At 67.2% G+C, this 13,821-nt stretch carries 13 protein-coding genes; 2 read left to right on the top strand and 11 right to left on the bottom strand.

The window, feature by feature from the left end:
* Positions 1 to 122: 122 nt before the first annotated feature.
* Positions 123 to 614, bottom strand: a complete 492-nt coding sequence (locus tag AC1RGU_RS22815; protein ID WP_095743735.1) for a cupredoxin domain-containing protein — start codon at positions 612 to 614, stop codon at positions 123 to 125.
* A 377-nt stretch (positions 615 to 991) separates the two neighbouring features.
* On the opposite strand from AC1RGU_RS22815, the gene AC1RGU_RS22810 reads away from it, so the two are divergent.
* Entirely contained in the window at positions 992 to 1,282 is a 291-nt protein-coding gene (locus tag AC1RGU_RS22810; RefSeq protein WP_056572926.1) for a co-chaperone GroES, read from the top strand.
* Positions 1,283 to 1,337: 55 nt separating this feature from the next.
* Positions 1,338 to 2,993, top strand: coding sequence for a chaperonin GroEL (gene groL, locus AC1RGU_RS22805; RefSeq protein ID WP_042579049.1), 1,656 nt, complete (start codon positions 1,338 to 1,340; stop codon positions 2,991 to 2,993).
* Between the two features lie 164 nt (positions 2,994 to 3,157).
* Here the strand turns inward: groL and xylB are convergent, their stop codons facing one another.
* The 10 genes from xylB to AC1RGU_RS22755 form a co-directional block, all read right to left on the bottom strand.
* Positions 3,158 to 4,624, bottom strand: coding sequence for a xylulokinase (xylB, locus tag AC1RGU_RS22800; protein ID WP_492697883.1), 1,467 nt, complete (start codon positions 4,622 to 4,624; stop codon positions 3,158 to 3,160).
* 52 nt (positions 4,625 to 4,676) lie between these two features.
* The gene (locus AC1RGU_RS22795) at positions 4,677 to 5,618 is read right to left on the bottom strand and encodes an AraC family transcriptional regulator (RefSeq protein WP_062471853.1); all 942 of its coding nucleotides are present in this window, start codon (positions 5,616 to 5,618) and stop codon (positions 4,677 to 4,679) included.
* A gap of 15 nt (positions 5,619 to 5,633) precedes the next feature.
* Positions 5,634 to 6,602 carry a carbohydrate kinase family protein gene (locus AC1RGU_RS22790; RefSeq protein WP_492697885.1) on the bottom strand — a complete coding sequence of 323 codons (969 nt, stop codon included), beginning with the start codon at positions 6,600 to 6,602 and terminating at the stop codon, positions 5,634 to 5,636.
* A 23-nt stretch (positions 6,603 to 6,625) separates the two neighbouring features.
* A complete protein-coding gene (locus tag AC1RGU_RS22785) occupies positions 6,626 to 7,297 on the bottom strand; it encodes a transaldolase family protein (RefSeq protein ID WP_492697887.1) in 672 nt (223 codons plus the stop codon).
* 26 nt (positions 7,298 to 7,323) lie between these two features.
* Complete coding sequence (locus tag AC1RGU_RS22780) at positions 7,324 to 8,112, bottom strand: L-iditol 2-dehydrogenase (RefSeq protein ID WP_139700969.1); 789 nt, start codon at positions 8,110 to 8,112, stop codon at positions 7,324 to 7,326.
* Positions 8,109 to 9,488, bottom strand: a complete 1,380-nt coding sequence (gene dalD, locus AC1RGU_RS22775; protein ID WP_492698276.1) for a D-arabinitol 4-dehydrogenase — start codon at positions 9,486 to 9,488, stop codon at positions 8,109 to 8,111. The genes AC1RGU_RS22780 and dalD overlap by 4 nt, the downstream gene beginning before the upstream one ends.
* Before the next feature lie 90 nt (positions 9,489 to 9,578).
* Positions 9,579 to 10,616 carry an ABC transporter ATP-binding protein gene (locus AC1RGU_RS22770; protein WP_492697889.1) on the bottom strand — a complete coding sequence of 346 codons (1,038 nt, stop codon included), beginning with the start codon at positions 10,614 to 10,616 and terminating at the stop codon, positions 9,579 to 9,581.
* Between the two features lie 17 nt (positions 10,617 to 10,633).
* Positions 10,634 to 11,458 carry a carbohydrate ABC transporter permease gene (locus AC1RGU_RS22765; protein ID WP_013539656.1) on the bottom strand — a complete coding sequence of 275 codons (825 nt, stop codon included), beginning with the start codon at positions 11,456 to 11,458 and terminating at the stop codon, positions 10,634 to 10,636.
* 13 nt (positions 11,459 to 11,471) lie between these two features.
* The gene (locus AC1RGU_RS22760; RefSeq protein WP_070059984.1) at positions 11,472 to 12,329 is read right to left on the bottom strand and encodes a carbohydrate ABC transporter permease; all 858 of its coding nucleotides are present in this window, start codon (positions 12,327 to 12,329) and stop codon (positions 11,472 to 11,474) included.
* A 58-nt stretch (positions 12,330 to 12,387) separates the two neighbouring features.
* On the bottom strand, positions 12,388 to 13,698 hold the full coding sequence (locus AC1RGU_RS22755) for an ABC transporter substrate-binding protein (protein WP_492697891.1): 1,311 nt from the start codon (positions 13,696 to 13,698) through the stop codon (positions 12,388 to 12,390).
* Between the last annotated feature and the right edge of the window lie 123 nt (positions 13,699 to 13,821).

Here is a 13,821-nt window from a genome sequence, read left to right as displayed (position 1 = left end):
GAGGGGGAAGCGATCAGTGTCCAGGTTGACACGATGTGAAGGTCAAGCCCTGTCGCGCGATACCCTGGAAGAAAAAGCGCCGGCATGGCGGCCGGCGCGTGAAAGACGCGTGCGCATCACGCTCACTTGCCGGCCTTGCCCACCAGCACCGCGCCCTTCATTCCGGCGTCGTAGTGGCCCGGCTGCAGGCAGCCGAAGTCGACCTTGCCGGCCTGGGTGAACTGCCAGACGATCTCGCCGGTCTTGCCCGCGGCCAGCGTGACCATGTTCGGATCGGCGTGCTCCATCTCCGGGTTCTTCTTCATGGCCTCGTAGTGCGCCAGCAGCGCCTTCTCGGTCCCGAGCACGAGCTCGTGCTTCAGGACGCCGGAGTTCTTGACGACGAAGCGCACCGTCTCGCCCTGCTTGACCTTGATGTCCGCCGGCGTGAAGCGCATCGAGTCCGTCATGTCGACCTGGACCGTGCGCGTCACCTTGGCGGCCACGCCGGGCTTGCCGACGGCGGCTTCGGCATCGTGGCCGTGGCCACCGGCATGGGTGCCCGAGGCAAAGGCGCCGGCAGCGGCCAGTGCGGCTCCTGCGGCGAAAACGGTGTTGCGGAAGGTGTGTGTCATGGTGTCCTTGGAGATTGCCGGGATGCCGCGACTCTAGGAAGCCAAGCCCGTCCACCACCGATCACCCGGATTACAAAAAAGCAATCTGCGCGTTCGACCTCTGTGCGTCGGCGACATGGGCACGGCCTTATTTTGCCCGGACAAAATAGCCGAAGACCTCCCGGCCGAGGGCACCCGCCCACCCGGTGTTTCCCCGGAAAAGCACGGCGGTGCCAAACGGCGGCAAGGGCGCCGCCCTTGAAAGGTCATCGAATGCCCTTATGATTAGCACTCGCTGCTGACGAGTGCTAACAGCCCTCCCATCCAGTCGACAGGTCGCCGGTTTCTCCGGCGCCCGACCACAAACAAACCCGTTTCTTACCCTTCCAGGAGATGCAATGAAACTTCGTCCTTTGGCCGATCGCGTGATCGTCAAGCGTGTTGACAGCGAAACCAAGACCGCCTCCGGCATCGTCATCCCCGACGCAGCCGCCGAAAAGCCCGATCAGGGTGAAGTCCTGGCCGTGGGCCCGGGCAAGCGCAACGACAAGGGCGAACTGGCCGCACTGACCGTCAAGGTCGGCGACCGCGTCCTGTTCGGCAAGTACAGCGGCCAGACCGTCAAGGTCGATGGCGACGAACTGCTCGTGATGAAGGAAGACGACCTGTTCGCAGTCGTCGAGAAGTAATTCTTCTCCTCCTTTCGATCCCATCCAAATTCAATCCATTCGGAGTTAATTCATCATGGCAGCAAAAGACGTAGTCTTCGGCGGAGAAGCCCGCGCACGCATGGTCGAGGGTGTCAACATCCTGGCCAACGCAGTCAAAGTGACCCTGGGCCCCAAGGGCCGCAACGTGGTGCTCGAGCGTTCGTTCGGCGCCCCCACCGTGACCAAGGACGGTGTGTCCGTGGCCAAGGAAATCGAACTCAAGGACAAGCTGCAGAACATGGGCGCCCAGCTCGTGAAGGAAGTGGCCTCCAAGACCAGCGACAACGCTGGTGACGGCACCACGACCGCCACGGTCCTGGCACAAGCCATCGTTCGCGAAGGTTTCAAGCTGGTGGCTGCCGGCATGAACCCGATGGACCTGAAGCGCGGCATCGACAAGGCTGTCACGGCCCTGGTCGCCGAGCTGAAGAAGGCTTCCAAGCCCACCACCACGTCGAAGGAAATCGCGCAAGTCGGCTCCATCTCGGCCAACAGCGACGAAACCATCGGCAAGCTCATCGCTGACGCGATGGACAAGGTCGGCAAGGAAGGCGTGATCACCGTGGAAGACGGCAAGTCGCTGGACAGCGAACTCGACGTCGTCGAAGGCATGCAGTTCGACCGCGGCTACCTGTCGCCCTACTTCATCAACAACCCCGAGAAGCAATCGGCGCTGCTCGACAACCCCTTCGTGCTGCTGTTCGACAAGAAGATCAGCAACATCCGTGACCTGCTGCCCGTGCTGGAGCAAGTCGCCAAGGCGGGCCGTCCGCTGCTGATCATTGCCGAAGAAGTCGAAGGCGAAGCCCTGGCGACGCTGGTCGTGAACACGATCCGCGGCATCCTGAAGGTCGTGGCTGTGAAGGCTCCTGGCTTCGGCGACCGCCGCAAGGCCATGCTGGAAGACATCGCCATCCTGACGGGCGGCAAGGTCATCGCTGAAGAAGTGGGCCTGACGCTCGAAAAGGTGACGCTGGCCGACCTGGGTCAAGCCAAGCGCATCGAAGTGGGCAAGGAAAACACGATCATCATCGACGGCGCTGGCGCTGCTGGTGACATCGAAGCCCGCGTGAAGCAAGTTCGCGTTCAGATCGAAGAAGCGACCAGCGACTACGACCGTGAAAAGCTGCAAGAGCGCGTGGCCAAGCTGGCCGGCGGCGTGGCAGTGATCAAGGTTGGCGCTGCCACCGAAGTCGAAATGAAGGAAAAGAAGGCTCGCGTCGAAGACGCCCTGCACGCCACCCGCGCTGCAGTGGAAGAAGGCGTTGTGGCTGGTGGCGGCGTGGCGCTGCTGCGTGCCAAGCAAGCCGTGGGCGAGTCGGTCAAGGGCGACAACGCTGATCAAGAAGCCGGCATCAAGCTGGTGCTGAAGGCCATCGAAGCGCCCCTGCGCGAAATCGTGAACAACGCCGGCGGCGAAGCCTCGGTGGTGGTGAACGCTGTGCTGGCCGGCAAGGGCAACTACGGCTTCAACGCTGCGAACGACACGTACGGCGACATGCTCGAGCTGGGCATCCTGGACCCGACGAAGGTCACCCGCACCGCACTGCAGAACGCCGCTTCGGTGTCCTCGCTGCTGCTGACGACCGAAGCCATGGTTGCTGACGCACCCAAGGACGAGTCCGGCGCCGGCGGCGGTGGCATGCCCGACATGGGTGGCATGGGCGGCATGGGCGGCATGGGCATGTAATTTCGCTCGCCCCCAGGCTGCGCGGCACTTCGTGTCCGCTACGCCAACCCCCTACCGGGGGCAACACCTGCGGCCCGGCAAAGCCGGTTCCGCGGTGTTTCGCGAAATGAAAAAGCCCCGCTTCGGCGGGGCTTTTTCTATGGGCGCTCGGTATTAGATCGGGCCTATCGGAACTGGTCGCGCAGCGCCATGTAGAGCACTTGGAACCGCGCATGCCGCGTCTTGTGTCCATCGGCTCCTTCGGATGAAGGCTCCAGCGTCTGCTTCACCGGCGGCAACGTGCACACCTCGGCCACCGCGCCCCCATCGGCCAGCCACGCCAACCGCGCCGCACCGAGCGCACCGCCGGTCTCGCTGCCCGCATACAGCGTCAACGGCACCTGGAAGATGTCGGCCAGCAACTGCCCCCACCACACACTGCGCGCACCGCCCCCCACCAGCGCGACTTCACGCAGCGGCATGTCGGCCGGCAGGCGCAGCGTGTCGAAGCCATCGCGCAAGCCGAAGCTCACGCCCTCGACCACGGCATAGGCGATCTCCGCGGGGCCGTGCGCATGAGTCAGGCCGAACAGCACCCCTTGCGCATTCGGGTTGTTGTGCGGCGAGCGCTCGCCCGACAGGTACGGCAGGAACAGCGGGCAGCGCGCCCGGTTCGCCAGCGCGACCGAGGCTGCGGCTTCGAGCAACGCCGCCTCGTCCGCGAACTTGAAGGTCTTCGCTGCCCAGCTCACCGCGCTGGCGGCCGAGAGCATCACCGACATCTGGTGCCAGCGCCTGGGCAGCGCGTGGCAGAAGGCGTGCATCGCCTGCGCGGGGTTCGGCAGGAAGCGGTCGGTCGAGACGAACACCACGCCCGAGGTGCCGAGCGAGACGAAGCCCTGCCCCGGCTCCACGAGCCCCATGCCGACCGCGCTGGCGGCGTTGTCGCCCGCGCCGCCGGCGATCTTCACGCCGTCGCACAGCCCCCAGCGCGTCGCGAGTTCCGGCTTGAGCAGCGCGGAGACTTCACTGCCCTCGACCAGCCGCGGCATGTGAGCGCGCGTGAGCCCCGTGGCGGCGAGCAGTTCGTCGGACCAGTCGCGCGCGCCCACGTCGAGCCACAGCGTGCCGGCCGCGTCGGACATCTCGCTGACCGCTTCGCCGCTGAGCATGAAGCGCAGCCAGTCCTTGGGCAGCAGCACGCGCGCCACGCGGGCGAAGACCTCGGGCTCGTGCTCGCGCACCCACAGCAGCTTGGGCGCGGTGAAGCCGGGCATCGCGAGGTTGCCCGCGATCTCGCCCAGGCGCGGCACGGCGCGCGTGAGTGCCTCGCACTGCGCACCGCTGCGGCCGTCGTTCCAGAGGATGGCCGGGCGCAGCACCTCGCCTTCCGCGTCGAGCAGCGTGGCGCCGTGCATCTGGCCCGACAGGCCGATGGCGCGCACCTGCAGCAGCGCCTCGGCGTGCGTGGTGCGCAGCTCGGCCATGACCGCCTCGAGCGCCTGCCACCACTGGGCAGGCGCCTGCTCGGACCACAGCGGTTGCGGCCGGTCGACCATGAGCGGCGCGCGTGCCACGCCGACGATGCGGTGATCGTCCGCGAGCAGCAATGCCTTGAGCTCGGACGTGCCGAGGTCGAGTCCCAGATACAAGATGGTCTCCCTGATGGCGCCTTCGGAGCGGGCGCGTTCGCCTTGAAAGAAGTCAGCCGAAGCGCGTGTCGGCCTGGCGCCTGAACTCGCTCGGCGTCATGCCCTTGATCTCGAGAAAGCGCCGGTTGAAGTTGGCCACGTTGTTGAAGCCCACCTGGTAGCAGATGTCGGTCACGTAGTGGTCGGTCTGCATCAGCAGGTGGCAGGCGCTGTTGATGCGCACGCGGTTCACGAAGTCGGTGAAGCTGTTGCCCGTCGAGCGGCGGAAGAAGCGGCTGAAGCGGCTCTCGCTCATGCCCAGTTCGGCGGCCACGTCCGACATCGAGATCGAGTCGGTCATGTTGTTGGTGATGCGGTTCACGATGTCGTTGATCTGGTCGACCTGCGCATCGCCGTCGCTGCCCTGCACGCCCTGCATCTGCACGCTCGACAGCAGCCGGTAGTCGGTGCACTGCGCCAGGTCGGCCATGAACTCGCAGAACAGGCCCAGGCGGCGCACGCCGCGCGCGGCCTTGATGGCATCCCAGTGCGCCAGCGCCTGCGCCGACATGCCGAAGAACTCGATGCCGTGGCGCGCGCGGTCGAGCAGCGGCATCACGTCGCGCAGCTCGGGAATCTCGGCGGCCGCGCGCTCGATGGGCTCGTGGCGGAACTGGATCACGCGGTCGCGCCCGGCGGCGCCTTCTTCGGGCACATCGAGCGAGATCCAGTTGTGCGGCAGGCGCGGCCCGCACAGCACGAGGTGGCCGGGCTGGAACGGCCCGATCCAGTCGCCGATGAAGGCCTTGCCCGAGGTCTCGGTGATCAGGTGCAGCTCGTAGTCTTCATGGAAGTGCCATCGCACCAGCGGGCTCGGAAAGCCGTGTGCGAGGCAGCGCACCAGGCCGGTTTCTTCCGGGGCCTCGTAGCCCAGCGACGGGGAGCGCGCGAAGTCGCGCTCCAGTTCGGGTTGGCGTTGACGAGGGATCGCGCGTTTGCGGGTGGTCGTGGTCATGGCGGCACGGATCGATCAGGGCCGGGAAGCGACGGCCTCGTTGTCTTCCTGCGAAAGCGCCGTGCGAACGGCTTCCAGCGTCGGTGGATCGGCGCCCTCGCGGGTGCAGTTCAGGGCCGCGGCGGTGGCGGCAAAGCGCATCACCGCGCGCCAGGCGTCGTCGCCCAGTTCGGCCAGTTGCGCCGGGTGCTCGACGCCGTGCGCCAACAGCGCCACCGACAGCCCGGCGGTGAAGGTGTCGCCCGCGCCGATGGTGTCGACCACCTCGACGCGCGGCGCGGCCACGGTGAGCGGCGCGCTGCCGGTGCGCCACAGCGTGGCGCCGGCACCGCCGCGCGTGACGACCACGGCGCGCGCGCCGGCCGTGAGGCATTCGGCCGCGAGCGCATCGACCGGCCGCCCGGGAGCGAGCAGCGCGGCGTCTTCGTCGCTGAGCTTGACCAGGTCGGCCATGGCGAACCACTCGGTGACGCGGGCGCGGTAAGCGGCCATGTCCGGGATCAGGCTGGGCCGCACGTTGGGGTCGAACACGATCACGCAGCGCCCCGTGTGGGCGGCCACGAGGTCGGCGATGCGCGACGACGCCGGCTCCTGCAGCAGCGAGATCGAGCCGAAGTGCAGGAAGCGGCATTCCGCGGGCAGCTGCGGCAGCGGCTCGGGCGCCCAGGTGGCGTCGGCGCTGCCCCGTGTGTAGAAGGCGTAGCGGTTGGTCTGCGGCGTGCGCTCCACGAACGCCAGCGTCGACGGTGCGTCGCTGCGCAGGATGAGCCGGGTGTCGACGCCGTTGCGTTCGAGAAAGGCCATCAGCCGCTCGCCGAACAGGTCGGTGGACAGCTGCGTGAGAAAGCCGGTCGGCTGCCCGAGCCGTGCGCAGGCCACGGCCGTGTTCAGCGGCGAGCCGCCTTCATGGCCGAGGAACGCCAGGGCGGCGCCTTCGCCGGCGGTGAAATCGATCAGGGCCTCGCCCGTGAGTGCAATGCGCATGGTGCTTGGATTTTCTTCTTCTGTCAGGGCAAGGCGCGGGCGTCGGCCAGGAAACCCGCTTCGGCAGCCAGGGTGGCGGGATGGTCGAGCAGCTCGGCAAAGAGGCGCGGCGGAATGGTGATGGCGCCCACGCCCAGCCCCAGCAGCGCCAGGTAGGCCGCGCGCGAACGGATGCTCGCCACCAGCAGCCGCGTGCGGGGCGAAGGCCGTTGCGCCACCAGCGACTGCATCTGCGCGATGAGCGCCAGCCCATCGATGCCGGCGTCTTCGAGCCGACCGAGGTACGGCGCCGCATAGGCCGCGCCCAGCTGCGCGGCGAAGTGCGCCTGCTCGGGCGCGTACACGGCGGTCCACGTCACAGGCACGCCCTGGGCGATGAGCCGCGCGCCGGCGTCCAGGCCCTGGCGCGTGGCGGGAATCTTGATGACGAGCTGGCCGGGGTCGAACTGCGGCAGCAGGACGGCGGCGTCTTCCAGCATGCCGTCGACCTCGTTCGAATACACCTGGGCCTGCACCTGGCGCGCGCCCAGGTCGATGCAACGTTTCAGCAGATCGGGGACGTAAGCGCGCCCCACGCCGGCGCGTTGCAGCAGCGTCGGGTTGGTCGTCACGCCGTGCACCACCGGGTGCGGCAGGCAGGCCTGCAGCTCGGCCAGGTCGGCGCTGTCGAGGTACAGGTGGAAGTCGTCGTTCATGCAGAAATGCGGAAGGAAGGTAGGGTTCAGCTCATGACATTGCCGCCGTCGACATTGAGGGTCTGCGCCGTGATGTAGCGCGCCTCGTCGCTGGCGAGAAACACCGCCGCCCCGGCAATGTCGCCCGGCACGCCCATGCGCCCGAGCGGCACGGCGAGGCCGACACGCCGCTTCTTCTCGCCCGGCGCCAGCCCTTCGGCCTTGGCGAACAGGCTGTCGACATGGTCCCACATCGGCGTGTCGACCACACCGGGGGCGATGCCGTTGACGCGGATACCGTGCGGCGCCATGGCCAGCGCGGCGCTCTGCGTGTAGCTGATGACGGCCGCCTTGGTCGCGCAGTAGTGCGACACCAGCGCCTCGCCGCGGCGCCCGGCCTGCGAGGCCATGTTGATGACCGACGCGCCCGGCGTGCCGGCCTCGACCATGTGGCGCAGCACGGCCTGCATCACGAAAAACATGCCCTTCACGTTGACGGCGAAGAGCCGGTCGAACGAGGCTTCGTCGCTGTCGAGCAGCGGCGCGAGGTCGAACACGGCGGCGTTGTTGAACAGCGTGTGGACGGGACCGAAGGCGACCTGCGCCTCGGCCAGCATGTGCGCGATGGCCTGCGTGTCGGTCACGTCGGCCGCGATGTAGGCGAGCGTGTCGGGGTGGGCTTGCTGCAGTGCGCGCACGGCCTCGGGCGCGGCGGTCGCGCGGTCGATCACGCTGCAGCGCGCACCCTCGGCGATGCAGGCCTCGGCGACCGCCAGGCCGATGCCGCCGCCGGCACCAGTCAGCAGCACATGGCGGTCCTGCAGGCGGCCGCTCATGGCGCGGCCTTCTCTTTGATGAAGCGGGCCACGCGCTCGCCGGCACGACGCACCGCATCGACGAGCCGCGCATCGCCCGCGAGGCGGCCCCACAGCCCGGCATCGGCGCACAGCGCCGCCACGGGGTCGGCCGCGTCGCAGATGGCGTGCGCGGCAGCATCGTCCATGCTCTGGTCCTGGTAGGCGTAGGGCAGCGCGCCCCGGTGCCAGCGCTGCAGGAACGCGAGGAACAGTGCGGGCAGCATCGCCACGCTGTCGATGCCCTGCCCGGCCGCGAGCCGCTCGCGCACGGTCGGCGCGATGAAGCCCGGGATCTTCGAGAAGCCGTCGGCCGCCACGCGCTGGTTGGTGTCGCGGATCGCGGGGTTGCCGAAGCGGTCGAGCACCACGTCGCGGTAGGCCGCCAGGTCGATGGGGCTGGGGCTCAGGCACGGGATGACGTCGTCGGTCACGTAGTCGAAGGCCATGCGGCGAATGGCCGCGTCGTGCGTGCCTTCGTGGATGAAGCCCAGCCCCGCCAGCGTGCCGGCCCAGGCGATGCAGCTGTGCGTGGCGTTGAGGATGCGGATCTTGGCCTCTTCATACGGCTGCACCGACTCGACCAGCTCCACGCCCACGCGCCCCCAGTCGGGCCGGCCGGCGATGAAGTCGTCTTCGATCACCCACTGGATGAAGCTCTCGCCCGTGACCGCCGCGCCGTCGTCGCGGCCCGTGGCGGCGCGCACGCGCGCGCGCAGCTCGGGCGGCGGGCGCGGCGTGATGCGGTCGACCATCGCGTTCGGGCAGCGGGTGTTGGCATCGACCCAGGCCTGCAGCGGCGCGTCGCCGACGAGCGCGATGAACTCGAGCAGGCCCGCGCGAAAGCGGTCACCGTTGTGGCGCAGGTTGTCGCAGTTCAGCAGCGTCACGGGGCCCGCCTGCGCGGCATGCCGTGCCCGCAGGATCGCGCAGACCGCGCCGTAGATCGTCTCGCCGGCCTCGCCGCGCCGCGCGCGTTCGATGTCGGCCGCGAGGTCGGTGAACGACAGGTCGAGCTTGCCCTTGGTGTCCAGGTAGTAGCCGGCCTCGGTCACGGTGAAGGAGACGATGCGCGTGGACGGCGCCGCGCCGCGCGCGATCACCGGGGCCAGCGAGGGCTCGTACGGCAGCACTTCGCGGATGGCTTCGATCTGCTCGTAGCGGTACTCGCCGGCCGGCGACACCGTCTCGAGCGTGTAGCGCCCGCCCTGGGCCTGCAGCGCCGCAACGACCTCGGCCATGTCGGGCCGGATGTTGGCGCCCGACAGCGACCAGCGGGTGTCGCCCGCATCGATCAGCCGCTGCAGGTAGACGGCCTGGTGGGCGCGATGGAACGAACCGAGGCCGAGGTGAAGCACCGTGAATTCCGAAGGCGCCGGTGGGGTGGGCACGAGGCCCGCTGCTGCGAGGGTCACGGGGAAGGTCCGTTGAAAGTGAGGGGCGTCGGATCAGGCGGCGACGGCGCGGCCTTCGCGGCTGAACAGGTGCAGCACGGACGGGTCGAGCTCGACCGCCACGTCGTCACCAGCCTGCAGCGGCGTGCGTTCGTTCTGGCGCGCGATGAGCGGCACGCCGCCCACGTCCACGTGGATCAGCGTGTCGGCGCCCAGCGCCTCGATGAGCTCGACGCGGCCCGGCACGCCGGCGGCCGCGCCCTGCTTCGGATGCACGCGCAGGCCTTCGGGGCGCACGCCCAGGAAGCCGTCTCTGGGCAGGCGCCCGCCGGTGGCGGCGGAAAAACTCGGGATGGCGCTCGCCGCCACCATGTTCATCGACGGCATGCCGATGAACTGCGCGACGAACTGGTTGGCCGGTCGGTCGTACAGCTCCAGCGGCGTGCCGACCTGCTCGATCAGGCCGTCCTTGAGCACCACCACACGGTCGGCCAGCGTCATGGCCTCGACCTGGTCGTGCGTCACGTAGATCGTGGTCGCGCCGAGCGCGCGGTGCAGCTTGTGGATCTCCACGCGGGTGTTGCCGCGCAAGGCCGCATCGAGGTTCGACAGCGGCTCGTCGAACAGGAACACTTTCGGCGCACGCACGATGGCGCGGCCGATGGCCACGCGCTGGCGCTGGCCGCCCGACAGGTCCTTCGGCGTGCGGTCCAGGTACTGCGTGAGGTTCAGCGTCTTGGCCGCGTACTCGACCTTGGTCCTGATCTCGTCCTTGGCCACGCCCGCGAGCTTCAGAGCGAAGGACATGTTGTCGTACACGCTCATGTGCGGGTACAGCGCGTAGCTCTGGAACACCATCGCCAGGTCGCGCTTGCCCGAAGGCGTCCAGGTGATGTCCTTGCTGTCGAGCAGCAGGTTGCCGCTGGTGATGGGTTCGAGCCCCGCGATCAGGCGAAGCAGCGTCGACTTGCCGCAGCCCGAAGGCCCGACGAAGACGATGAACTCGCCCTTCTGGATCTGCAGGTCGACGCCCTTGATGATGTGGACGTCGCCAAAGCTCTTCTTGATGTTCTTGAGTTCGAGGTAGGCCATGAGATGTCTCCCTTTCTTTACTTGACGGCGCCGAAGGTCAGGCCCTGCACGAGCTGCTTCTGGCTGAACCAGCCGAACACGACGATGGGCGCAATGGCCATCAGCGAGGCGGCCGACAACTTGGCCCAGAACAGGCCCTCGGGGCTGGAGTACGAGGCGATGAGCGTGGCCAGCGTGCCGGCCTTGGCGGAGGTGAGGTTCAATGCCCAGAAGGCTTCGTTCCAGCTCAGCACCAGGCACAACAGGCCGGTCGATGCGAGCCCGCCGACCGACAGCGGCATCACGACATGGCGGAACTCGGTCCACAGGCTCGCGCCGTCCATGCGCGCAGCCTCGAGGATCTCGTTCGGAATGTCCTTGTAGGCGCTATAGAGCATCCACACCATGATCGGCAGGTTCGACAGCGTGAACACGATGGTGAGCGCGGTGAGCGAGTCCAGCATGCCCGCCGTCTGCGCGAGCACGTAGATCGGCACCAGCGCACCGACGGCCGGCATCATCTTGGTGGAGAGCATCCACATGAGGATGTCGCGCGTCTTCTTCGTGCGGAAGAAAGCCATCGAGTACGCGGCGGGCGCGGCGATCAGGAGGCCCAGGATCGTCGAGCCCAGGCTGGTGATGAGCGAGTTGCGCGCGTACAGCAGGTAGTCGCTGCGGCGCTGCACTTCGCCGAAGTTGTCGAGCGTGGGCTCGAAGATGAACAGCGGCGGCACGTGGATCGCCTGCAGCTCCGTCTTGAAGGCCGTGAGGAACAGCCAGCCGAGCGGGAAGAACAGAAGCAGTGCCACGGCCCACGCACCGACGGTGCGCAGCAGCTGGGGAAGGAAGTTGCTGGGTTGCATGGTCGTTCCTTCTTCAGTCCAGGTTCTTGCCGATGATGCGGATCAGGAACACCGCGACGATGTTGGCCAGCACCACCGCGAACAGCGCACCGGCCGACGCCACGCCCACGTCGAAGTTCATGAGCGACTGCTTGAAGATCATGTAGGTCATGTTCGTGCTCTCGTTGCCCGGGCCGCCGTTGGTGGTGATGGCGATCTCGGCGAACACGCTGAGCAAAAAGATCATCTCGATCATGATCACCACGGCCATCGGGCGGCCCAGGTGCGGAATGGTGAGATAGAAGAAGCGCTGGAACGAACTCGCGCCGTCCATGCGCGCGGCTTCCATCTGTTCGCGGTCCAGCGACTGCAGCGAGGTGATGAAGATCAGGCAGGCGAAGGGCAGCCACTGCCAGGCCACCATGATGATCACGGAGAACAGCGGCACGTCGGTGAGCCAGTCGACCGGCTGCGCGCCGAAGAAGCGCCACACGTCGGCCAGGATGCCGTAGATCGGGTTCATCATCATGTGCTTCCACAGCAGCGCATTCACTGCGGGCATCACGAAGAAGGGCGAGATCAGCAGCACGCGCACGATGCCACGGCCCGGGAACGGTTCGTTCACCAGCAGCGCAAGCAGCACGCCGAACACCACGGTGATGACGATCACGCTGCCGATGAGCAGCAGCGTGTTCCACGTGGCCGGCCAGAAGTCGGGGTCGGTGACGAAGTAGTGAAAGTTCTCGATGCCCGCGAACGTGCGTTCGCCGGGCTGCATGAGGTTGTAGTTCACGAAGGAGAAGTACAACGTCATCAGCAGCGGCACGATCATCCACAGGAAGAGCGTGAGCACGGCGGGCGCCATGAGGGCGCGGGGCAGGAGTCTTTTCATGGTCTGTTCCTCTCAGGCTGCGGCCCTCTCCCCGCGGGGAGAGGGGAAGAAGCGTGGCTTACTTGTAGTAGCCGGCCTTCTTCATTTCGCGCTCAGCCGCGAGCTGCGAAGTCTTCAGCGCCTGGTCCACAGTGACCTTGCCCGACAGCGCCGCGCTCATCTGCTGGCCCACCGCCACGCCGATGGCCTGGAACTCGGGAATGGCCGCGTACTGCACGCCGACGTACGGCGACTTGGGCAAGGTGCTGTCGCTGAGGTTGGCGCTGTCGATGGCCTTCTTCTCGGCGGCGGCGAACTTGGCGACCTTCTGGAACTCGGGGTTCGCGTAGGTCGACTTGCGCGTGCCGGTGGGCACCGTGCCCCAACCATGCTCCTTGGCCACGAGGTTGACGTACTCCTTGGAGGTCGCCCACTTCACGAAGGTCTGCGCTGCGGCGCCCTTGGTCGAGCTGGAGGGAATCGCGAGGTTCCAGGTCCACAGCCAGTTGGCACCCTTGGGCGTCACGGCGACCGGCGCCTGTGCGAAGGCCACCTTGTCGGCCACCTTCGACTGCTTGGGGTCGCTGATGAACGAGGCCGCGATGGTCGCGTCGACCCACATGCCGCACTTGCCTTCGTTGAAGAGCGCCAGGTTCTCGTTGAAGCTGTTGGCCGAGGCGCCCGGCGGGCCGTAGGCCTTCATGAGGTCGACGTAGAAGCCGATCGCGTCCTTCCAGGGCTTGGTGTCGATCTGCGGCTTCCACTGCATGTCGAACCACTGGCCGCCGTTGGTGTTGACCAGCGTGGTCAGGAAGGCCATGTTGTCGCCCCAGCCCGGCTTGCCGCGCAGGCACATGGCGTACAGGCCGCCCTTGGGGTCATGGATCTTGCCGGCCAGCTCCTTCACCTGCGCCCAGGTGGGCTGCTCGGGCATCTTGAAGCCCACCTTGTCGGCCAGGTCCTTGCGGTACATGAGCATCGAGCTCTCGCCGTAGAAGGGCGCGGCGTACAGCTTGCCTTCGTGCGACAGGCCGGCGCGGATGGCGGGCAGCAGGTCGTCGGCGTCGTAGGCGGCATCGGTGGCGATGGGCTGCAGCCAGCCCTTCTTCGACCAGATCGGCGCTTCGTACAGGCCGATGGTCATCACGTCGAACTGGCCGCCCTTGGTGGCGATGTCGGTGGTCACGCGCTGGCGCAGCGTGCCTTCCTCCAGCGTGACCCACTTGAGCTTGATGTCGGGGTTGGCCTTTTCGAAGAAGGGCGTGAGCTTCTGCATCTCGATCATGTGGCCGTTGTTGACGGTCGCGATCACGAGTTCGGTGGCGGCGTGGGACACAAGGCCCGTGCCGATGAGTGCGAGGGCGAGGCCCGCTTTCAGAAAGCGCTTCATGGTGTCTCCTTGGGTGAGCGACGCCTCGGTATCGTGGTCGCCGTGCCCGGATTCTGGAGAAACGCGCTTGCGATTTTGGTATTTCGAGCGGCCAAACCAGTACTCTCTTGCACCAGTTGGCTA

Source organism: Variovorax sp. GW823-FHT02B07 (genome assembly GCF_058797695.1).
Note: the sequence above shows the minus strand (reverse complement) of the source record. Positions and strands in the feature narration are given on the sequence as shown.

Excerpts from the sequence above, each read along its gene's own strand:
- AC1RGU_RS22815 (WP_095743735.1), bottom strand. The coding sequence starts at position 614 with ATGACACACACCTTCCGCAACACCGTTTTCGCCGCAGGAGCCGCACTG.
- AC1RGU_RS22810 (WP_056572926.1), top strand. The coding sequence starts at position 992 with ATGAAACTTCGTCCTTTGGCCGATCGCGTGATCGTCAAGCGTGTTGAC.
- groL (WP_042579049.1), top strand. The coding sequence starts at position 1,338 with ATGGCAGCAAAAGACGTAGTCTTCGGCGGAGAAGCCCGCGCACGCATG.
- AC1RGU_RS22795 (WP_062471853.1), bottom strand. The coding sequence starts at position 5,618 with ATGACCACGACCACCCGCAAACGCGCGATCCCTCGTCAACGCCAACCC.
- AC1RGU_RS22790 (WP_492697885.1), bottom strand. The coding sequence starts at position 6,602 with ATGCGCATTGCACTCACGGGCGAGGCCCTGATCGATTTCACCGCCGGC.
- AC1RGU_RS22785 (WP_492697887.1), bottom strand. The coding sequence starts at position 7,297 with ATGAACGACGACTTCCACCTGTACCTCGACAGCGCCGACCTGGCCGAG.
- AC1RGU_RS22780 (WP_139700969.1), bottom strand. The coding sequence starts at position 8,112 with ATGAGCGGCCGCCTGCAGGACCGCCATGTGCTGCTGACTGGTGCCGGC.
- AC1RGU_RS22770 (WP_492697889.1), bottom strand. The coding sequence starts at position 10,616 with ATGGCCTACCTCGAACTCAAGAACATCAAGAAGAGCTTTGGCGACGTC.
- AC1RGU_RS22765 (WP_013539656.1), bottom strand. The coding sequence starts at position 11,458 with ATGCAACCCAGCAACTTCCTTCCCCAGCTGCTGCGCACCGTCGGTGCG.
- AC1RGU_RS22760 (WP_070059984.1), bottom strand. The coding sequence starts at position 12,329 with ATGAAAAGACTCCTGCCCCGCGCCCTCATGGCGCCCGCCGTGCTCACG.
- AC1RGU_RS22755 (WP_492697891.1), bottom strand. The coding sequence starts at position 13,698 with ATGAAGCGCTTTCTGAAAGCGGGCCTCGCCCTCGCACTCATCGGCACG.